This is a genomic window from Sphingobacterium sp. UBA7631 (assembly GCF_002483935.1).
In the GTDB taxonomy this organism is placed as follows: domain Bacteria; phylum Bacteroidota; class Bacteroidia; order Sphingobacteriales; family Sphingobacteriaceae; genus Sphingobacterium; species Sphingobacterium multivorum.
Genome location: NZ_DLIX01000010.1, coordinates 1,379,530 through 1,401,127, shown reverse-complemented (window position 1 = coordinate 1,401,127; position 21,598 = coordinate 1,379,530). Strand labels below are relative to the sequence as shown.

At 38.5% G+C, this 21,598-nt stretch carries 17 protein-coding genes; 11 read left to right on the top strand and 6 right to left on the bottom strand.

Translation table 11 applies throughout. From position 1 onward, the window contains the following. The 3 genes from B3P16_RS22370 to B3P16_RS22360 all read left to right on the top strand — a co-directional run bounded on the left by B3P16_RS22370 (nt 1) and on the right by B3P16_RS22360 (nt 3,873). Nucleotides 1-1,449, top strand: a complete 1,449-nt coding sequence (locus B3P16_RS22370; RefSeq protein WP_070569390.1) for a RagB/SusD family nutrient uptake outer membrane protein — start codon at nt 1-3, stop codon at nt 1,447-1,449. Between the two features lie 76 nt (nt 1,450-1,525). After that, complete coding sequence (locus tag B3P16_RS22365; protein WP_201639442.1) at nt 1,526-2,716, top strand: thioredoxin family protein; 1,191 nt, start codon at nt 1,526-1,528, stop codon at nt 2,714-2,716. 8 nt (nt 2,717-2,724) lie between these two features. Beyond that, complete coding sequence (locus tag B3P16_RS22360; RefSeq protein ID WP_286801480.1) at nt 2,725-3,873, top strand: peroxiredoxin family protein; 1,149 nt, start codon at nt 2,725-2,727, stop codon at nt 3,871-3,873. A gap of 391 nt (nt 3,874-4,264) precedes the next feature. Here B3P16_RS22360 and B3P16_RS22355 read toward each other — a convergent pair whose 3' ends face one another. The 5 genes from B3P16_RS22355 to B3P16_RS22335 form a co-directional block, all read right to left on the bottom strand. Beyond that, nucleotides 4,265-4,798, bottom strand: coding sequence for an NADPH-dependent FMN reductase (locus tag B3P16_RS22355; RefSeq protein WP_286844386.1), 534 nt, complete (start codon nt 4,796-4,798; stop codon nt 4,265-4,267). A gap of 558 nt (nt 4,799-5,356) precedes the next feature. Beyond that, nucleotides 5,357-5,890 carry a GNAT family N-acetyltransferase gene (locus B3P16_RS22350; protein ID WP_286801481.1) on the bottom strand — a complete coding sequence of 178 codons (534 nt, stop codon included), beginning with the start codon at nt 5,888-5,890 and terminating at the stop codon, nt 5,357-5,359. A gap of 68 nt (nt 5,891-5,958) precedes the next feature. Then, on the bottom strand, nt 5,959-6,528 hold the full coding sequence (locus B3P16_RS22345; protein ID WP_286844384.1) for a hypothetical protein: 570 nt from the start codon (nt 6,526-6,528) through the stop codon (nt 5,959-5,961). A 20-nt stretch (nt 6,529-6,548) separates the two neighbouring features. After that, entirely contained in the window at nt 6,549-6,947 is a 399-nt protein-coding gene (locus B3P16_RS22340) for a hypothetical protein (RefSeq protein WP_286754332.1), read from the bottom strand. 197 nt (nt 6,948-7,144) lie between these two features. Further along, entirely contained in the window at nt 7,145-7,795 is a 651-nt protein-coding gene (locus B3P16_RS22335; protein WP_286844382.1) for a hypothetical protein, read from the bottom strand. 343 nt (nt 7,796-8,138) lie between these two features. Here B3P16_RS22335 and B3P16_RS22330 point away from each other — a divergent pair, with 343 nt between their 5' ends. The 6 genes from B3P16_RS22330 (at nt 8,139) to B3P16_RS22305 (ending at nt 14,946) form a co-directional block, all read left to right on the top strand. Next, on the top strand, nt 8,139-9,644 hold the full coding sequence (locus B3P16_RS22330; protein WP_286844381.1) for a sensor histidine kinase: 1,506 nt from the start codon (nt 8,139-8,141) through the stop codon (nt 9,642-9,644). Nucleotides 9,645-9,731: 87 nt separating this feature from the next. After that, nucleotides 9,732-11,228 (top strand): TlpA family protein disulfide reductase, encoded by a 1,497-nt coding sequence (locus tag B3P16_RS22325; protein ID WP_286844380.1) that lies wholly within the window; start codon nt 9,732-9,734, stop codon nt 11,226-11,228. 5 nt (nt 11,229-11,233) lie between these two features. Beyond that, complete coding sequence (locus B3P16_RS22320; RefSeq protein ID WP_286844378.1) at nt 11,234-11,908, top strand: LytR/AlgR family response regulator transcription factor; 675 nt, start codon at nt 11,234-11,236, stop codon at nt 11,906-11,908. A 263-nt stretch (nt 11,909-12,171) separates the two neighbouring features. Further along, nucleotides 12,172-12,885 (top strand): RNA ligase family protein, encoded by a 714-nt coding sequence (locus B3P16_RS22315; RefSeq protein WP_286801491.1) that lies wholly within the window; start codon nt 12,172-12,174, stop codon nt 12,883-12,885. Then, nucleotides 12,828-13,979: an AAA family ATPase gene (locus tag B3P16_RS22310; RefSeq protein WP_286844376.1), complete on the top strand. Its 1,152-nt coding sequence runs from the start codon at nt 12,828-12,830 to the stop codon at nt 13,977-13,979. Before B3P16_RS22315 ends, B3P16_RS22310 begins: the two co-directional genes overlap by 58 nt. 394 nt (nt 13,980-14,373) lie before the next feature. Next, nucleotides 14,374-14,946 (top strand): Crp/Fnr family transcriptional regulator, encoded by a 573-nt coding sequence (locus B3P16_RS22305; protein ID WP_286844374.1) that lies wholly within the window; start codon nt 14,374-14,376, stop codon nt 14,944-14,946. Between the two features lie 32 nt (nt 14,947-14,978). Here B3P16_RS22305 and B3P16_RS22300 read toward each other — a convergent pair whose 3' ends face one another. Next, a complete protein-coding gene (locus B3P16_RS22300; RefSeq protein ID WP_070569433.1) occupies nt 14,979-15,464 on the bottom strand; it encodes a hypothetical protein in 486 nt (161 codons plus the stop codon). Between the two features lie 1,029 nt (nt 15,465-16,493). On the opposite strand from B3P16_RS22300, the gene B3P16_RS22295 reads away from it, so the two are divergent. Together B3P16_RS22295 and B3P16_RS22290 are read left to right on the top strand one after the other, a co-directional pair. Continuing rightward, nucleotides 16,494-19,661: a SusC/RagA family TonB-linked outer membrane protein gene (locus B3P16_RS22295; RefSeq protein WP_286844373.1), complete on the top strand. Its 3,168-nt coding sequence runs from the start codon at nt 16,494-16,496 to the stop codon at nt 19,659-19,661. Nucleotides 19,662-19,671: 10 nt separating this feature from the next. After that, nucleotides 19,672-21,549 (top strand): RagB/SusD family nutrient uptake outer membrane protein, encoded by a 1,878-nt coding sequence (locus tag B3P16_RS22290; protein WP_286844372.1) that lies wholly within the window; start codon nt 19,672-19,674, stop codon nt 21,547-21,549. Nucleotides 21,550-21,598 lie beyond the last annotated feature (49 nt).

Below are 21,598 nucleotides of genomic sequence, written 5' to 3'. Positions count from 1 at the left end.
ATGAGAAAAATATATATAGGATTGCTATTCGGTTTATTGACATTGAATAGCTGTAACAAATACTTGGATATTAAACCAAAAGGTTTTACAATTCCAGAGAATCTGAATGATTACAAATTGCTTCTAAACGATCAATCTTTAGTAAGGGCTTCCGCTGTTTATCCGAACTATTTAGTAGATAATTTACAGTCCGGAGATCCTCAGGATGTACAATCGGCAGCAAGCTATGACTATTATGACTATGTAAAAAAACAACTCTATAGCTTTGCTCACGGTGCGATATTTGAAGATGGCCAGTATGATCCATACTGGGAATCGGCTTATAGCCACATATTCACTTACAATGTTGTTATTAACAATGTATTGGCAGCAACAGAGGGATCGGAAGCCGAAAAGAAAAGGGTTTGGGCTGAGGCTAAGGTCGGTCGTGCATTTGAATACCTTAGTCTAGTGAATATCTATGCCGCTCATTATAATCCTGCAAGTGCAACAAAAGATCTAGGGGTACCTTTGGTGCTGAAAGAGGATATCAATCAAAAATACGAACGTGTATCTGTTCAGGCGATCTATGATCAGGTAGTTAGCGATCTTAATGACGCGTTGCCAAATTTGAGTACAGTGCAGTCAAATAGATTTCAAGCAGTACGTTCCGTCGGTTTCTCTTTTCTAAGTCGGGTTTATCTCTATCAGGGAAAATACAAAGAGGCCCTTGAGAATGCAAAACAAGCACTTGCTGTGAATAAAACGCTCATTGATTATAGTTTATATACCAATAAAGACAAGACGACTTGGGGACGAGTTTGTCTTAAAACAGATAATTCGGTTCAATTTCCCGATTCCAGAACGAATATGGAGGCTGTATGGTCTCGATTGGGAACAAGTTCCCTAGGTAGCCCCAATGCCGAATTTTATGCCTCTAAAGAGCTGATAGAAACTTACGCCAAAGATTTGCCAGCAGGTGCAACCGACAAACGTTATGAATTATTTTTCTGTCGCGATCAGGCTTCTTTAGGTGCTACTATTGTAAAATTTCCAGGACGGGTTCTTTTTGCTCCCTACGTCGAATTTAGCACAGGATTTAATACGCCTGAATTGTTTTTGATTGCTGCGGAAGCAGCTGTTCGGACGGGTAATACGGCGGAGGCACTAAGCTTCTTGAATACATTAAGAAATAGCCGAATAGAGAATAATAAAGCGTTAACCTCAACGGATCCAAAAATTGTTTTACAGACGGTACTTGACGAAAGACGTCGTGAAATGCCCTTTATGGCATCCGATAGGCTGATTGATTTGAAACGACTCGCTATAGCAGACAATTTTAAGAAGTCAATCCAACATCCATTGGCAGGGAAAGTTTTCGAAATGGAATCCACGGATGCCCGGATGATACTTCCGGTTCCCCCAAAGGTACTTTCGTTGAATCCGGGAATTCCCCAATACGAACGCTAAAAAATTAGATGTAGACCACTCATTCCTAATCAATTTCTATCAACATGGAAATTGATTAGGTTCTTAATAAAAAAATATGAAAAAGATACTATTGACAGCACTGGCTTTTACACAGTCGATGCTATTGCTCGCACAAGAACATATACAGTTTCAGAAGATCACTTTTGGCCAGGCAAAGGAATTGGCCAAGCAAGAAAATAAACTGATTTTCCTGGATGGATTTACCTCCTGGTGCGCTCCCTGTAAATGGATGGAAGGAAATGTGTTTTCACAACCTGAAGTCGCTCGTTATTTTAATAGCAGGTTTATCAATACTAAATTTGACTGCGAGATAGGAGAGGGCGTAGATATTGCTAAATTATACCAAATCAGAAGTTTTCCCACGTATTTATTTTTAGATGGGCAGGGGACATTGATCTATAGAACCCAGTCTCGCATGGAAGCCGATCTTTTCCTGAAGCAGGCAGAGCAAGCTAATGATCCCAATTTTCAGATCCCCAATTTGCGTAAATCGTATGATTTGGGTATGCGGGAGTCGAATTTCCTGATCCGCTATATTAAAGTGATGGAACAAACCGATAGTCAAGCAGCAAATGCAGCGAAAAAAGCATTGGACAGCGTGGCTACCGATGAATTTTTGAAGAGCCCAAATGGATGGGAGACCATAAAAATGATGGCACAAAGCCTAGATGATCGCTACGGAAAATTTTTTGAGTCGAACAAATCTTATTTTAAAAACATAGCGGTGCCGGCAGATTTTGCGAAAAAAGAGGTACAGTTGCTACGTTATGCTATGTATGGCTATATTAGAGATCATAAAGTAGATGAATTTAATGCTGGCCTAGCCTATTTTGAAGGCCTAAAAGATCCAGAACAAAAAATAGAAGCCGCACTGTATAAAGTAGAATGGACTGCTGCACATGGTACCGATAAGGAGTTTGTTACCCTCACGAATGTATTGAGGAAAGGCCTGCTCAAAAATGAAGACGAGAGATTGAGTTTTATAGCCCGCCGCAATGCCAATGCAAAAGGAAATGTTGCGAATCCAATCGTACTAAAACAATGCTATGTGCTGGCCAAACAGGCCGTCGAATTGAATCCCTCAAGTTATTCCAATCAAGGTACATTGGCCGATATTTGTATCGCATTGAAAAAAAAGAAGGAAGCTGTTCAAGCTGCGGAAGCTGCGCGTGGCTTGGCTGAACTGGAAACTTCAAAAATTATTAAACTGGCCGATGCTCTTGTGGCACGTGCTAAAGCACTGTAATAATCAACATGAAAAAAATAGCTATATCAATATTTTTGGTTTTAAGTTGTCTTGGGACAGTATTGGCTCAAGGACAGCGTTTTCAATTAACAATAAAGGGAAAACAATTTCCCGCAAAATCTAAAGCATTTGTTCGCTACATCGTGGACAGAAAACTGACAATTGACTCTATTAATTTTGGACCCAATGATGTGATCTATAAAGGGGAAATCATGGAACCAACGCAAGTCATGTTATTTTATTCCAAAGATGGAGCTTCCTTCTTTAACCGCAAAGGTGGTCCGATGGAGCGTCTTACATTTTATGTAGATCCTGTGGAACCCAATACGCAAATCACTGTTCAACGTCCTTTCGAGTCTTCCTTGGTGAAAGGCGGTAAACTGCAGGTAGCCTATAAGCAGTATCAAGATTATTTAAACTCCTATGAGAAAAAGCTTATGGTTCAGCAGTCTAAAAGAGCTGATTTGTATCAGGAAAAAAATCGTGACGAGAATGCGCTCAACCAAATTGCGCAAGAAATAGACAAGATCGAAACAGAACGTAAGAAGGCGCAGCGAAATTTTATCGTCAATAATCCAGACAATTACTTCAGTTTGTTGGCCTTGCAGGAAGTTGCCAGCTACGATGATAATGTAGTTACCACCGAACTTTTGTTTTTCAATTTGTCATCGAGATTAAGGCAAACAGCTATCGGAAAAAAATTGAATGCAGATATTCAACTCGCAAAAAAACTAGGAATTGGACAGCCGGCTTTAGATTTTGAACAGGAAACTCCTGAAGGTAAAGCGTTAAAACTTTCGGATTTTAAAGGTAAATACGTGCTTTTGGATTTTTGGGCCTCATGGTGCGGTCCTTGTCGTGCAGAGAACCCTAATCTGGTGAAAGCCTATCAAAAATTTAAAGGATCAAAATTTGAGATACTGGGTGTTTCACTCGATAAACCTGGTAAAAAAGATAACTGGATAAAGGCAATTGAACAAGATGGGTTAACCTGGCCTCAGGTGTCTGATCTGAATGGTTGGCAAAATCAAGCGGCTCAATTGTACGGTATTCAGGCTATTCCGCAAAATTACCTCATCTCTCCCGAAGGTAAGATTGTTGGAATCAACTTAAAAGGAGTAAAGTTGATAGAGAAACTCGAAGAGCTCCTTAAATAAATTTTAAGGAGGGGTAAATCACCCCTCCTTAATTATGAACCTTTAACAGTTGCTATCGTTAGGGGTCTGTTTTCTATTATAGCACCGCTCTTTGGGGCGCTAAGGTAAGGGCTTGCAGCTTATTCGCTATTTCTCTGCTATTCCGTTGCTATTTCTTTGGGACACCTAGGGGATTGACTCGCTTCTTCTTTGGTATTCCTTTGCTGTTTCTTTGGTAAAGAAGTAACAAAATACTAGAGAAACAGTAAGCAAAAGGGTAAGAATAAGCAAAGAAAAGCCAAGCCAGTATGTAGCTTGGCCTTGCAAAATAACCTTAAAAAGCTTTTCCAGCAGGTTCACTGCATCGAAGTAATCCATACAAAGCCCAGAAAAATGACACTGGATTTTGACGTTAGGAAGAAATCTGTTCCTTAAAGCCCGCTATTTTTTCCCTCAGACTATTGAGGTGTTCTGGATTGATTACGCCATTATCCTGATCAAAATTTTCGTAAAATTTGGGAAGCGAGAATGTTTCTTTAATGATAGCGCCAAACTGCGGAAAGAATTTCTGCGCTTCGGCCATTACATTTCCACCACCGTAACCTCCCGGTGAAGTTGTCATAAGCAACATGGGTTTATCTTGGAAAACTTTAACATTAATTCTAGATGCCCAGTCGAATACATTTTTAAATGCTACGCTATAGGAACGATTATTCTCCGCCAGGGAGCAAATGATAACGTCACTGGAGGCAATATGATCTAGAAAAAGGTGCGCTTCCTGTGGGAAGCCATTCTTTTCTAGGTCAACAGAAAAGACAGGCATGTTATAGTCATTCAGGTCGATCAAATTAATCTCGTGCCCCTCGAAGCTTTTAAGTACAAATTTGACCAATTGTTTGTTAATTGATGTGGAAGAATTACTCCCAGCGAATGCAAATATTTTCATGTTTTATCCTTTATGATTATCGGTTGCTTAAATTTAGTCAATTTCACGAAACAATTGGAGATTTATACTTGACTTGTCGTTTCTGATAAGTTTTGATGATATGGTATAATTTTTTGAAATCCTCGCTCTGCATATTTCGTTCATTTATTATCATGGTTAAATTATCTGTTGCCTGAAGTTTTATGGTTCTGAATTTAAAATATTTTTCCTCCTTACTGAATAACTTTATGATATTAACCGGATTCCGAAAGTGATTCATATCAATCACTTTTTTTGTATATCTGGTTATATGACACATATTTAAATCCTTTCGATATAATCCAGCTAAGTTTACTTTGGTAAGTGTATCTCCAGATATTTCGAAGTGCTCAAATCTCCAAAGGCCTGTAAGTATGATGAGTCCGCAGCAAGTCTCCCCTATTATCCCTAACAGAGACAGGGAATACTTTGAAATTATTATTGGGGATATAGCAATACAACCAAAGAGAAGAATAAGTGTAGGAAATGTATGATCACAGTGCAACCTGATATTCTTTTTATCCATGAGAAATTGCTGTTTTATTTTTCCGTTCTAAAAATGGAATATAATGGAATATCGTAATACCGGCCATCTTTCTTTAAATGTTGTTTTAGCAGGGCTTCTTTTTTCATGCCTATTTTTTCCATGACTTTTCCAGAGGCTGGATTATGTGGGAAGTAGGTCGCAAAGATTTTATTGAAGTTTAGTTCTTTAAAACCAAACTCAATGATTGCTTTTGCAGCTTCAGTGACATAACCATTATTCCAGTAAGGAATAGCGATCCAGTATCCCAACTCGGCCTTATCCGAGCCTTCATCGTGCAGACCAATAGCTCCGATCAGCTTTTTATCTTTATTTCGAATAGCAAAAGTGAAGCCTTTACGATTGGCAAACGCTTCCTCGGCTAATTTAAGCCAATATTCAGCATCTTCTTTTCGGTATGGGTAGGGAATATTTGAGGTAAAGTCCGAATAAACCTTGTCTTGCAGATAGTCTACAATCTGTGGAATATCAGTCGTGTCAATGGCGTTGAGAATAAGTCGTTCTGTAACTAATTGTGGGAAATCTTTCATTTGATTAAGTCTTCAATATGGCTAAAATGAAATTATGGGTTACTTAGTTTTATAAATGTAGGGAAGTTTTATGGGATTCTTTTCTTTATATTTTTTCGGGTGTAATAGGTATAAATTCCGGTAACAGTGATTAAGATCAATGTTATCAATAAGGCTATATATAGATTGAAGAATTTATGGACCAGTGTAAAGGCGATAAGTCCAATCAGGATTTCTAAAAAAGCTTCCCTTATGCGAGATGGAGGATTTAAATCTTCAAGGTATTTGGTATACTCGTCTACAATTGGTCGATCACTATCGGTCCAGTCAAAATGCAATAGTTCTGCGGGGGAAACCCATAATGCTTGAACATATTTTTGAAAGGCAACTTCGCCAGAACAAAAGGTGCAGAGAATAGGATAGAGACAAGGTGCTGGACTTGTATAGTCTTGTTGCTTCATCTTTAACGGCCTTCCGACAAGAATATCTATATTAAGCTCTTCCCTGATTTTGAGCGACAAATTTGCTTTCATTGATTGGTGGGACTCGGTAATGCGACCAGGAAATTCCCACTTTAAGGCATGCGTCACCGATGCTGGACGCTGACAGATGAGTACCTTATCGTCCTCCCTTATAATCGCACAAGTCAAATAATGCATAACGGTTTAAAGAATAGATATTAAGAGCTAGATTCTTTACTTTCAATTTGATGACTTTCTAAAAGCTCGATACGGCCTTCGATAATCAGCAAATAAAAGTTTTCAAAGCAATCCTGATAGATCTTTTGCTCCAATGATTTTATTTCCTCAAAGAGACGTTCTTTCGAGACCGCAGGGTAACAAAGCTCATTTTTTGATGATACTCTCGTTTCTTGGCAAGGCGTATCGTGAAGCTGTTTGTACAGGTCGCCTAAATCTGAAATGTCTTCACTGCGATGGTAGAAGGGGTGAAACCATACCCAAAAGTCTTCTTGATTTTTATAAGGATGAGGTAATAATTGAACAGACGTATTTCTGAATAGATCTCCCGGATGCTTTTTATAACGGAAATGAGTGGCTGTGGTCTTTAAACTATTCATAAAGCTAATTTGTTTGTAGGTTTACAAAAAATAATTCAAGAATAAAGATGTCATCTTAAATATAGGTATTTTTTTTAGTATTAAAAATTTACTACTGTTAACGCTAATTGGATCGTGATAGGATACAGAATGACCACAATGACGAAGCTCCACCTATCTATTTTGCTAAAAGAATAAAAGGATTTAATATTATACTATTAGCCCCAGAGAATTCTGATGAGAACGGATATTGTGAATACAAATAATCCGATATAGAATATATTTGTCCCATGTTTTCTGTCATGATCAGAATAGGAAAATATCCGTTCGCCATTCGGTAGGCTCTTTTTGGAACTAAACAACATATACCCGATTGCAATTCCTAAAAGACCACCTAGAAGGGCTGAAATATAGCCAAAAATAATCCAATACTTCTGTTGTGGTTCCGGTTCCCTTAGCTGCATGAGCCGCTCCTTCTTCAAAAGATCAAGCTTTTCCTGATCAATATCTTTCCCTCTTTTTAATAAAATTTCTCTGGCAAGCGTATAGTCCAATTTGTTCCATTCATCGGGTTTTTGCAGGATTTCGAAGAGCTCTTCGTCTGAAAATTGATACAGGTAGTGGTCATCTCCAACCAGTGGGAGAGACTGCATTTCCTGCTCTTCTAAAATAGATTCTGCATTTGCGAAATCGGCGGGGTCTATTTGAATCTCATATTGGTGTCCTACCGTATTTCCAGAAAATGTAATATCCACAGGGGGTAGATTATCAGCCAACCGCGTTTTTACACCTCTATCCGAAAGTAGCTGATGGCATTCCTGAGCTTCTTCTAAACTAGTAAACCTTTTTAATACGATATAGTTATCCATATGATCAATTATTTTTTAAAACCTGAATTTATGACCATTCGACAGCCCAATGCCTTTGTGCAATCTTCGCTATTTGCCGTAACAGTTGCCGCAAAAATCGGACGTGAATGTTTGAAACAGTGGATTAATTATGTAGTGTTTTTTTGAATAAAGTTAATAAAGCTGGTTTGATACTTTTCTGCTTAAAGATAGTAAAATCAAATGCTATTTTATAAGAACAACAATAGAATCCCAGCTATAAGATGAAGAAACATTTGATTCATCACATTTTTGGCGGTATTCGTCACATTTTTCTGTGTTATGTTTTCATTTCAGTTAATATTGTCTTATCAAAACCAATAACATGAAATTGAAAGACGTAAGAAAAATAGAATTTTGGATGGCCACTGTCGTATTTGTCGCTGTTGTTTATGCTTTGCTTGTTGATACAAACAATCGGGATGATAGTGGTATGCATAACTATTTCATTGGTCAGAAAATAAACTACTCTTATTTTTTTAATTTTTTTGTACCCAAGTTTAGCTATTATCTGCTTCTATATTTGATGTTTCTCGCATTAAATTTTGTTCTTATTCCTGCGCTCATCAATAGAAAACGGGAGCTGTTGAATTATTCATTACTAGCTGCTCTGATCTTGATATCCGGACTGATTTTAGGTGTATGCCGGACCTATAGCCATACCTATGAGCTTATGGATTTTGATAGTATTCAAAGAGGCTACAATAGCATGTTTTTTAAGTCCTTAACACAAGCAGTTCTATGGACAATCGTAATTTCTCTATACACCTGCATGCAATTTTTGATCAGCTATCTGCTTAAAAACAGGGTTGAAAACCCGGCTATACAAAAGCAGCTAAAAATGGATTTGGCCTTTGGAATTGGCTTTTGGTTTATCGGATTGTTTTTTTTGATCATATCTCACTCGCATTACCAACTTTCGGTGTTATGGACTTTGGTCGTGTTGTCTGCGGTTGGTATCGTAATCTATTCCTTATACTATTTGTTGCCAAAATTACATGAAAAAGAAAAGAAATTCCGCGACTTCTTTTGGATTATCGCTGCGATGAGTTTGGTTTTAGTTATACCATTAAGCATATTGGCCCTATTCTTCTTTAACCAGAACGGTGAAGTGATCTTTATCGTTGCCATGTTTCATTTACCCACGCAATTATTGGTTAGCGTTCCGCTTTCCTGGTTTCTCTTTAAAAAACGTTTAATGCGTCACAACGAAATTGCCTCCTTACGTACGGAGCTCGGTCAGTCGGACGCAAATCTGACTTTTCTGAAATCCCAAATAAATCCACACTTTTTATTTAATGCCTTAAACACATTGTATGGCACGGCATTACAGGAAAAAGCCGAACGGACAGGGGAGGGAATTCAGCGATTGGGCGATATGATGCGGTTTATGCTCCATGAAAATACGCAAGATAAAATCTCGTTGACGCGTGAAATAGAATACCTGAATAATTACATCGCTTTACAGACCCTGCGGACTTCGATGTCAGACAAAATTACCATTATAACGGAAATAGAAGAGCAGTTTGAAAATTATCAAATTACCCCTATGTTGCTGATCCCTTTCGTTGAGAACGCATTTAAGCATGGTATAAGCCTTCAGAAATCGTCTTATATTAAAATATCTTTGCAAGTGCGGGACCAGGTTTTGTTTTTCGATGTGAGTAATAGCATTAATCCGAAAAGTGATCGTGATCCCGAAAAACTAAAAAGTGGTGTCGGTTTGGAGAATGTACGCCAACGTCTTTCATTGCTATATCGAGATCGACATGAACTGATGATACGTGAAAATGCCAATGAATTTTTTATCCATTTAACTTTACATATTTAAAGATGGCTAGTGTTATTTAAATCTAACTAGTTCCATTATCTTTTAATCAATTATTCACCTGATTTATTGGTTCCTTAATTAACAGCAATGAAAAAAATACTTGTTTTTTTGCTTATGACCTTGTATTGTCTAAGCAGTCATGCTCAATTTAAATTGAGCGGTAAGATTTGGAATTATGATCCAAACAAGGTCTTGGAAATCAATATTCCTCTTGTTTTTGGTTTTTATAAAGAAAATTCGCAACGGATAACCGTTGCCAGCGATGGCACATTTGAGGTCGCACTGCCAATAACAGCTCGAAAATCCGCGACTCTAAATTACAGCAGTGTATTTCAAACCTTGTTATTAAGCCCCGGTAAAGATCTTATCCTGAATTTAACCGACAGTACGATCGTATTTACAGAAGGTAGTGCTTTGACAGAAAACAAAATTATACAGCAAATAAAACACGATGAAGTGCCTTTTTTTATGAAGGCCCCGAACGTAAATAATCTTGCTCAATGCTCTTTGGCTCAGTTGAGACAGCAAGTGTTAATTCCCTGTTTAGCGGATTGCAATCAGATCAATAACGTGATCCAAACTAGCCCATTGTCTTCCTCACTAAAAAACTATCTACGTACCGAGTTTTACGCGCAACGAATGAACCATCTGAACGATTTTGCCCGTGTCGCTGAATTGCCAAAGTCTACCGCGGATAGTTTGGTTCTAGAGCTGTTTGGAAAAGCATCTATTAATTTACAGGATGAATTTGGCGGCCCCTCTTTTTATACTTTCCTTGACAATTACCTACGTTATCTGGAAACGAAAGCATTTGTTAAGATTCGGGCCGAGAAAATTCCGTCTAGTGAACCAATCCCTTATTTCGGGATAAGCTTAGACAGTGCAAATAGATTAATGAACATCTATAGTAAAGATTATTGGCGGTTTATCGGTGCTTTAAATAATTTTTCCAAGCCTATCGTAGAAAAATACAATTTTCAACAATTGGTCAATCTATATCATGACAAGGATTTAACGCATTTAAAAGCATTGGCAGGAGCACATTGGAAGATATTTCCAAAAGATAAGCATACGCCGCTTGTTGAAAGCTATATTGCCGATCTTGACGCTCTTTTGGTGGCGAATAAACACAACAAACAGATTCGGTTGATTGAAGATGATCAACCTATCTCATCGATCGACGACCTGATTGCTGAATTGAAAGGAAAAGTGGTCTATTTGGATGTTTGGGGAACCTGGTGTGGTCCCTGCAAGTTTGAATTGAAGTATACACCTGAACTGAAGAAAAGATACATGGATAAAGATATTGCCTTCGTTTATTTGGATATGGATGAAGACCATCGCGATCAGGACTGGAAAGACTTTATACGCGTCAACAATTTAACCGGAATCCATTTACGTAAAAATAGGAAACAGATTGAGCCCTTTTGGAAGGAATTACTGCTAAATGCAAAAGACAAAGCCGAATATTATCCGCAATATTTTATATTTGATAAAACAGGAAAATTAGTTGTGGAAAAGGCTCTTCGACCAAGTAATGGAAAACAACTGTATGACCAAATAGATCAGATTTTAAATCAATAATTGTTATGATAGCCATCGCGATAGATGATGAACCTGTGGCACTGCAGGTTATTGAACACCATATAGCTAAAGTCCCTTTTATTGAATTAAAAAGTACATTTACGGATGCGTTTATGGCGATTGATTATCTCCAGAAGGAGCAGGTGGACCTTATCTTTTTAGATATAAAAATGCCCGATATTTCAGGAATAGAGTTTCTGCGCAGTTTGAATACTTCGCCAATGGTGATTTTTACGACGGCTTATTCTGAGCATGCGCTATTGAGTTTCGAGCTTGACGCCATCGATTACTTGCTTAAACCATTTTCTATGAGCAGGTTTTTGAAAGCCTGCAACAAGGCGAGCGAATTGTATAGCCTTCGGGCAAAAAAGCTACAGCATAACAAAGACTATCTGTTCGTCAAAGATGGTTATGAACATGTTAAAGTTGAATTCGACCGTATCCTGTATATTGAAGCATCAGGCAATTACACCCAAATACATTTGAACGATAAATGCGTTAGTTCTAGAATTACCATTAGCGAGCTGCTGGAACTGCTCCCGAAGGGCGAATTTGTTCGTTGTCACAGAGCATTCATCGTCGCACGAAGTAAAATGATGAAGTTCGACAAAACCCAAATTTGGGTAGCAGACAGGGTTATTCCCATTGGAACGACATACACTGAATTGAAATTATATTAATTGACGCGTTTTTTGACTAATCAAGGCTGATTAGAAAGTAGGGAAGGGGCGGCGCTGTCAAAAGGTTAAGGGAGCGTATTTATGTTTTTAAAATAAATTGTATACTTTTGTAGCAACAGATCATTTGTGTTGTCAATTTTTAAAATTTAAAGTCATGTAATGCATTGTCGATATTTAGGAAGAAAGTAAACAACGGGATTTACCCGATTTGTTTACCCAATGCCTATGTCTTCAATTTTTTAGTATGGATTTAAATTTTAAAAATGGAATCAACAAAATATGGTCGTACCTATCATTTCCCATTTTCGCCAGGGACAAGCAGCGACGATCGTTTTAATCAATATTATTGGAAGGATATGCAATCTTTCCATCAACTGTTATTTACAGAAAAATTAGATGGCGAGAATAATTGCCTTTCACGGCGTGGAGTATTTGCACGATCTCATGCAGCTCCAACCACGTCGCCATGGACGGCCCAGCTTCGGGAGCATTGGTCCAGATTAAAAAACGATCTGGGTGATTTGGAGTTTTTTGGTGAAAATCTTTATGCTGTGCATTCGATCGAGTATATGCAACTTGAGCACTATTATTATGTTTTTGCTGCTCGAATTAAAGATCAGTGGCTTTCATGGGAAGAAGTTACTTTTTATGCCAGTTTATTTGATTTGCCTACTGTACCTGTTTTAAAACTCGACATGGTAAAGGATTTGACTGAGTTAGAACTTCGGCGTTCAGTCGAAAATTTGGCCATGCAGTCTTCTATATTTGGATCGGTTGATCCTAAAACTGAAGAAGCATGTACGATGGAGGGGTTAGTCTGCAGGAATGCTGATGCATATGCCGTCAGCGAATTTCAGCACAATGTTTTTAAATACGTTAGAAAAGGACATGTGCAGACCGACGAACATTGGACAAAATCATGGCGAAGAGCAAAAATGATTTGGGAAAGGAGGGATTATTCATGGAATGGACAATAGCAACAAATAAGGATTGGTCGGCTTTAGCGAAACAATTTTCTTGGGTCAGGGATATGGAACAGGTACAACAGGATCCTTTACATCATGCCGAAGGGAATGTCGCGATTCATACCCAAATGGTATTACAGCAGCTGGAAGCATTGCCTGAATATCGGAATCTGGATGAACAAAAGCAGGAGCTCCTCTGGGCTTCCGCTTTATTGCATGATGTCGAGAAGAGATCGACGACAGTTGTCGCTGCCAATGGTCGTATCAGTTCACCAAATCATGCCAAAAAAGGAGCACAGACCACACGGGAGATTTTATTTCGTGATGTGGAGACCCCTTTTGCATTACGGGAGGAAATTGTTGCATTGGTACGCTATCATGGGTTGCCATTATGGTTGATGGAAAAAGCCGATCCGATGAAGAGCGCCTTGGAAGCGTCACTATGTGTCAATATGAGTCAACTTAAGTTGTTGGCCGAAGCTGATGCTAAAGGAAGGTATTGTGGCGATTTGGATAATTTGCTCTATGCATTGGATATGTTCGAACTGTATAGTAAAGAGATTGGCTGCTGGGATGCCACGCGTTCTTTTTTGTCTGAAAATGCACGATTTACATATTTTAATGGAAACGATAGTTATGTTGGTTATGTGCCTTTTGATATATTCAAATCCACGGTGACTGTACTTTCAGGTTTGCCGGGAATGGGCAAAGATTATCAGATTTTAGCAATGAATACCGACCTCCCCGTTATTAGTCTGGACGACATCAGACGCAAGTATCGCATTGATCCGACCGATAAAAAGAGAAACGGATGGGTTGTACAGGAAGCAAAAGAGCAGGCAAAAAAATACTTACGCTGCGGACAGGATTTTATCTGGAATGCCACTAATATAACTTCCCAGATGCGAAAACAATTGATCGATCTTTTTGTCAGCTATCAAGCCTACGTGAAATTGTTGTACGTTGAAAAACCCTACAAGATTTGGCGCACGCAGAATAACGATCGGGAATATCCACTGCCAGATGTTGTATTGGATAAAATGCTTCATAATTTGGAAGTTCCGCAGTTGACAGAGGCGCATGAGGTTCACTACATTACGGAATAGATGGCGCTTTTTAGCAGGAGATTGCGGCTTTGTAGATTGGTTTTACGGATTAAGTAAATAAAGTACGAAAAGTTCGAATTTTACGTTAGTATAGTAAGGTTGTTTTCTGATAAACCGTATTGGATACCATAAATGCGAATCAGCCCGCCTATTTTAATGGCGGGCTGATTTTCTGTTAGAATCCTTTTTAGGAACACTAGTCACAATGTGCTGTCATTCCTTCAATTTTGGTGTTAACATGGACATGAGGTCCTTTTCTTTGATATCGATGACATCCATTACTTGAATTTATTTTCCCAGCCTTGCTCTTCGAGCTTATTTGAAATGGTGCCGCATGTATTTTTTATGATAAAATGAATGAGTAGCTTTGTCTGTACAAAAAATTGACAGACTGTTGGAAAAACTGAAAGAACACATAAAGAAATTTGTCGCTATCGATCCGGTCGAATTAGAAGAAATATTGCATTACTTTAAGACCAAAACGGTCGCGAAAAAAGAAAATATACTGGAGGAGGGCCAAGTGTGTAGATACCATTTTTTTGTATTGAAAGGTATTCTCCGTAAATTCTTTGTTAATGAAAAGGGAGTCGAACAAACGACTGAATTTGCCATAGAAAATTGGTGGATTACGGACAATATGGCTTTCGAACATAAGCTTGTTACGTCATTTTACATTCAGGCCGTAGAGACCTCAGATTTAGTTTATATCAGTCAAGAAAATCAAGAAAAATTGGTAGCTGCATTTCCGATCATGGAGCGTTATTTTCGATTTGTCTACCAAAGGGCTTATGCTGCTGCGCAAATGCGGGTTAAATATCTATTCTCTAAATCTAAAGAAGAATTCTACCATGATATGCTCCGTAAATATCCGCAGTTTCTACAACGTGTTCCGCAATACCTGATTGCTTCGTATCTGGGATTTACGCCAGAATATTTAAGTGAAATCCGTAAAAAAATACTTCCCTGAATCTCCTGCTATAATTTCGTTGCAATTGAAGGCTAGTAGCATTGGTCCGAATCTGCAATGCGAAAAGGGCTAATTTGAAATTGAAGCTTGTGTTCTTTTGCATAGTCTTGTGCTAATTTTTCGAATTTTTCCATTGCCTTTTCCTCAGAAGCAGCAAAACAGTGCAGGTTTAATTCCAAGGGTTTCTCTGAGGTGGCCGGATCGATACGCAATTGTTCAACTTCGGAGAGGACAACAGCAAAAGAAGTTTTACAGATCTCAACTTCTAAATGCGGCCCTATTAATTGAGATGATATGCTATAATAAGAATCATTATTTTGGATTTCTTCCTGAAAGGGGTCTAAATAGGTCGTAACAATAGATCGATAACCATATTTAGCATTACCAAAGAAGTGATCAATATATTCCTGTGCTTTTTCATATGTTGAGAAGACACCTTCCAGATTGGTGAATAAATCTGGATCTTCTTTTACTTCTTTTGAAACTACTGTATATACCTTAATGGGGTTGGTTGTCATATTTTGTATGCTACTGTTTGTACATTAAGTAAAAGTAAGTTTTTCTGCAAAAAAACTATTTTAGACTTTTATCTATGAGCGATTCTAAGATAAAATCCTCGTTTTAAAATAAAAAATTTCCTTTGTTAACTTGTAGCCTGTTTAGAGCAGGTGTTTGTGCTTTAAAGTTGTATATAATTTTCGTATTCTCCAAATTTTTTACTGATTGTTTTTATTTACTTTTCTAAAATAATACGAATTGCGTACACGACTCTGTCGTTGAGCCCTTTTTATGACCATCGTATCATCAAGTTCCTCCTACAAATAACGTGAGTCTATGTTGAGGCTAACTTTTTTAGTTGTTTTCACTGTGAAGTTACCTAGATTATACGGCCTAGGTGGGGCAATGTTAAAAGTAAGCTAATGAGAAGGGCGGGCATGTAGAATTGGAGATTAATCTAATTACTTCTAATGTCCAATGATGGAGACCTGTTTTGGCTAACTCATCAACGATATGGTTTTGTCCCAAACTTCGATCCTTTCATTTGACCTGACGTACATAATGTATGTGACTTTTGTTTCCCTGACCATAAAAAAAATTCTAGGTCATGTCGGTTTTGTATTTAGTAAAGTTTGTATTATTTATTTCGTTAAATTTAATTTATTTTAAATTTGTTTTAATTTAAAATATAGTGAAATTATAGTTTAAAAAGATGTCATTTTTTATCAAAACTATGCTCTTTTGTCTCAATTTATTTTTAAATTTTATTTGTTTTAAAGCCTATGAAGGGCTTTTTATTTGCTGTATATTATTTTTTAGCCTGAGGTTTGATCTATCCTCTTTATTTTGTTGGGATGCCGTGATTTGATTTTTATAGGCATTCAAACGTTTTCGTAAATAAATGAATTAAAAAGATTTGATTGTATTTTCTTAATTAATACTATTGTTTTGTGTTGATTAAATAATAACCAATTGATATGAACGACTAAAAGGTCTTGTTGTTAGCCTTTTTATAGTTTTATTTATTACTAACCAATAAATCTTAATCTATGAGAAAATTTAATCATTTAATTTTCGTTAGTTTTTCTTTTTTGTGTATGCTATTGCTGTCGACAGGAACCGTTCATTCACAAGGAACTGGAAGAGAATTAACGGGCGTCGTCAAAACTAATGATGGACGTTTTTTGGAAAAAGTCACCGTTTTGGTGAAGGGAACTTCAACAGGTACTGCAACAGATAGCTACGGTCGCTTTAGTGTAAAATTGCAGCGTAGTACTGCTAAAGTTACTTTAAGTTTTACCCATACAGGGTACTTGTCCAAAGAACTTGAGGTAGAAGTAGGTAAGGAAATAGAGATTACTCTTTCTGAATCTACAGAGAATCTAGATGAAGTTGTCGTTATTGGCTACGGAACCGCCAAGCGGAAAGATGTGACCGGCGCAATCGTTTCTGTTCAGACCGAAAAGCTTGAGAAGGAGGCGCCCAGGTCAGTTCAGGATCTCCTGCGGGGAAATGCAGCTGGATTGGTGATTGGACAGGGAAATTCGGCAAAGGGGGATGCAAGCTTACAGGTAAGGGGAAAGGGAACATTGAAAGCTGGTAGTAGCCCCTTAAATGTTGTGGATGGTGTTATTTTTGACGGAACATTTGCTGATATTAATCCCAATGATATTCAGTCAATAGATATTTTAAAAGATGCCAGTGCAACTGCTGTATACGGTGCAAAAGCTGCCAACGGCGTTATCTTAATTACGACAAAAAGAGGTAAAAAAGGAAAACCGTCCATTACTTTCAATGGAAATTTTGGTATAGTGGAAAGTGCAGGTATGCCTGCAGTGATGAATGCTGGTGAGTTTTTGAAATATCGCTATGACTTTGAAGTAGGTCGTCGGACAGCCGACTATCTTAAAGCTCACCCCGAAATGTTCGTGGACCCAAGATTGCTCAATGGAACCAATCAATTGGACTGGTATAATTACGATCAAAAGACCCCCGTTACAAATGTAACAGAGGATCAGTTGATCAGGTCTTGGCTTTCTCGATTAGAGCTTAAGACGCCGGAGATTGAAAATTACATGAACAATAAGATTACGGATTGGCAGGATTTGATTTTTCAAAAGGGGATCCAGCAGGATTATGCTGTTGCTGTATCGAATAGTAATGAGAACACTAACTACTATTTTTCCTTAAACCATGTTGATCGGGAGGGAGTAGTGGTTGGAAGTCGGTTTAAAAATTTCAGAACACGACTAAATCTCGAAACTAGAATTACATCCTATCTAAAAGTCGGGGCGAATACAAATTTCGCCGTTCGAAATGAGGGCTTTCTAAAATCCGATTGGAAACAATCAGCAGTGATTTCTCCCTTCGGATCTAATAATCTTGATGATCCTTCTAGTATTTATCAAAGACTGCCGACAGGCGATGTCACTCCCGTAAACCCATTCTTTGACAATCAATTTAGAGATCGAAAAAATAATTATAATACATTGAATTCCAGTTTGTACGGTGTGATTACTTTGCCGTTTGGGATAGAATTGCAATCCAATTTTACCCCTTCATTTATCTGGCACGAGTATTATAACCACGATTCTTCAAAAAATCCCGAGTGGAAGGCAAAAGGTGGAAGTAGCGAACGCTCATTTGAAAAAACATACAATTGGCAGTTAGATAATGTATTGCGTTGGAAGCGGCGTTTTGATGTACATAATTTTGAAGTAACATTGCTTCAAAATGCAGAGAAAGGGCAGTTTTGGCGAACCAAGGCCACAGCTTCTCAGTTTGTACCTTCTGATATTCTGGGCTGGCATCGATTACAGGCCGGTACAATTCCATTGAACGAAAGCGAAGACAAATATCAAACCGGAGATGCCTTAATGGCTCGCTTGTTTTATTCCTTTAAAGATCGCTATATGCTGACTGCTTCTGTACGACGCGACGGATATTCAGCCTTTGGCGCTCAAAATCCAAGGGCAACCTTTCCAGCCCTGGCTTTTGCCTGGGATTTTACAGCGGAAGGTTTTATGAAAAATACCAAATCCTGGTTGGATTATGGTAAGCTGCGACTTTCTTGGGGAAGAAATGGTAATCGTGATATTGAGCTTTACGAAGCGCTTTCCGACATGACCTCTGGGTTACATCCCTATATTGATGCGAGTGGAAACCTCTATCTTTCGTCTCAGTTATACGTAAATAGAATGGCCAATTTGGGCTTGAAATGGGAGAGTAAAAGTTCGTATAATGCCGGTTTGGACTTTTCAGTCTTCCATGGCCGTCTGAGTGGTGCACTGGATTTTTATACGGCAACAACCCAGGATTTATTGGTAGATCGCGCATTGCCAGAAATTATCGGATTTAGCAGTGTTGCTGCCAATCTTGGTGAGCTCTCCAATAAAGGTTTTGATATTACCTTAAATAGTAACATCATGAATAGGGGCGATTTTAGTTGGAATGCGACGGCGATCTTTATGTTGAACCGGAGAAAAATTGTGAAGTTGTATGGCGATATGGTGGATGTAAAAGATAGTGAAGGAAATGTCGGCGGCCAAAAGGAAGCGGACGATGTTAAAAATAGATGGTTTATTGGACAGGATCCCGACCGGATATGGGCCTACCAACGAAATGGAATCTGGCAACTAGGGGAAGAGGAAATGGCTGCAAAATATGGTAACCAACCTGGCGATTTTAAATATGTAGATCAAAATGGAGATGGGGTCTTAACGGATGCCGACCGTGTATTTCAGGGGTATACAACACCGCGTTTTAGGTGGTCGTTTCGAAATGAATTGCGTTATAAAGAGCTGAGTTTTTCATTTTTAATTTATTCCAATTGGGGGCATTATGGAGACTTTAATCAGGCTGCAAACAACAGTAATTTTGCAGATCGGAGTACCGACTATGCGCTACAGCGTTGGACGCCAGAAAATCCGATCAACGATTACGCGCGTATCGGATCAAAAAATAATGGTACAAACTACGTCAACATGTCCTTTATGCGTTTGGACAATATGGTGCTTTCTTACAGTCTGCCAAAATTTATCTTGCAATCCTTAAAAATCCAACAGCTTCGTATTTCAGCTTCGATTAGAAATGTAGCGTACTTGACAAAAGATTTTAAATTTGGAGACCCCGAAAGAAGCTGGAAAAGCGATGCATTGGCAGATGTTGGCGACCCAGCCCCCCGCACATATAATTTAAGTTTAAACTTTACCCTTTAATCACTAGATCATGAAGTTGAAAAAAAATATATTATATAGTTTATGTATTGGTTCAATGGCTGTTTTTACATTTTCGTGCAGTAAGGATTGGCTTAAACCAAAACCCTTGTCTTTCTATGAACCAGATGTTGCGCTAGCCGATGCGCAAGGGATGTACTCCGCTTTAACGGCCTGTGAAAGAAATATGCGGCATGAGTTTTTTGGCGATGCTGCGCCCATTCTGACCGAGATTATCCAATCTGAAGTAGCCGTAGAGGGGACAACAGATAAAGCTGGTCCACAAATGGATATGGATATTGCACTGCTCCCCGATGCAGATCTCAATCACAACGATAGAACTAAAGTGGGGTGGTATTGGTACGAAGGATTTAAGGGAATAAAATATGCCAATCTTATTATTTCAAGAATAGATGCCGGAACTTTTAAAGACGAAAATGAAAAAAACGCGATTTTAGGAGCAGCTTATTTTCAACGTGCCTACCGTTATTTCAAATTAGTGCATCAGTTTGGTGATGTGCCCTTCATTGATAAAGAAATAAATGAACCGAAATATGATTTCTATAGCTACGATCGTTGGAGTATTCTCGAGAAATTACGAAAAGACCTGGAATTTGCCTATCAATGGGTGCCCGAAAGAGTAGACCGTGGACGTACCTCCAAATCTGCCTGCGGTGTATTGTTGATGAAGGTCTGTATGGCTTTGGCAGATTTTGATCGGGCAATCGCCATCGGCAAAGAAATTGTTGCTATTCATCCACTTATGAAAAGTAGATTTACGGTGAATAAAAGTAGACCAAATACCAATCTTATGTTTGACCTTCATAGTGTTGAAGCAAAATTAGATGGTGCCAATACCGAAGGTTTAATGTATGTAGTTTCTTATCCTGGAGTTGATGGCTCTGATCGTATCAGAACAATGCGTAATGGCGTTCCTTTTTGGAACAACGGCGGTATAAAAACACCAGACGGAAAAACGGGGGCAGGATTATCATTGGCAGCGGATGAAACTGATCTTTCATTGGATTTAAATAAGAACTATGGTCGTGGTATAGGACGATTGCGTCCAACCTGGTATTTTACAAATCAGATTTGGAGGCCTGGCAAAGAAGATAATGACTTGCGGGGGATCTTTAACCGGGATAGTTGGCGAAAGATGGAAGATTTGAAATACAATGAGCCCAACTTAAAAAAGACGGGCAATCCCTGGTATGGAAAAAATCTGGTTAAACCGGTGGGAATGAGTGTGGAGGATTCCATTCGGCTATGGTTCTCTTGGCCGCATTACAAATTATTTGTGCCGGATCCATTGCAGACACAATGGGAAGGCGGGGAGACCCCGTGGTATATTTACCGTTCTGCAGAAGTCTATTTATTGTTGGCCGAAAGTTACTATTGGAAAAATGATCTTGGTCAGGCCGCGATGGCTATTAACGAAGTCCGTCAACGCGCCGGTGCATCACAGCTAACAGCAGACGAAATCAATATCGGTGAGCTATTAGATGAGCGCGCACGTGAGTTGTATTACGAAGAAAACAGACATATTGAGCTCGTAAGGATTGCCTATACCTATGCAAAGACCCGAAAACCATGCGAAATTTTTGGTGGTCGTGTCTATGATTTAAAACAGATTAGCGGCCCAGGCGGAACGAATGCGAACATTAAACAAACTGGAGTTAATTTCTGGTACGATAGAGTGGTTGCTAAAAGTAATTTCTATAATAAAGGGGTAAAACATAAGTGGGCCGAATATAAAATTAGTGTGCACCATATCTTATGGCCTGTGCCCGCTAATGCGATTAATACCAATATTAAAGGTGTTATCAATCAAAATATAGGTTACCCAGGTGCAGAGAAAAATAAAACGCCGTTATTGGTTGAAGGTAAGTAATAGGTATTTTCAAACGTTTTCGTAAATAAATCAGATCATTTGATTCATT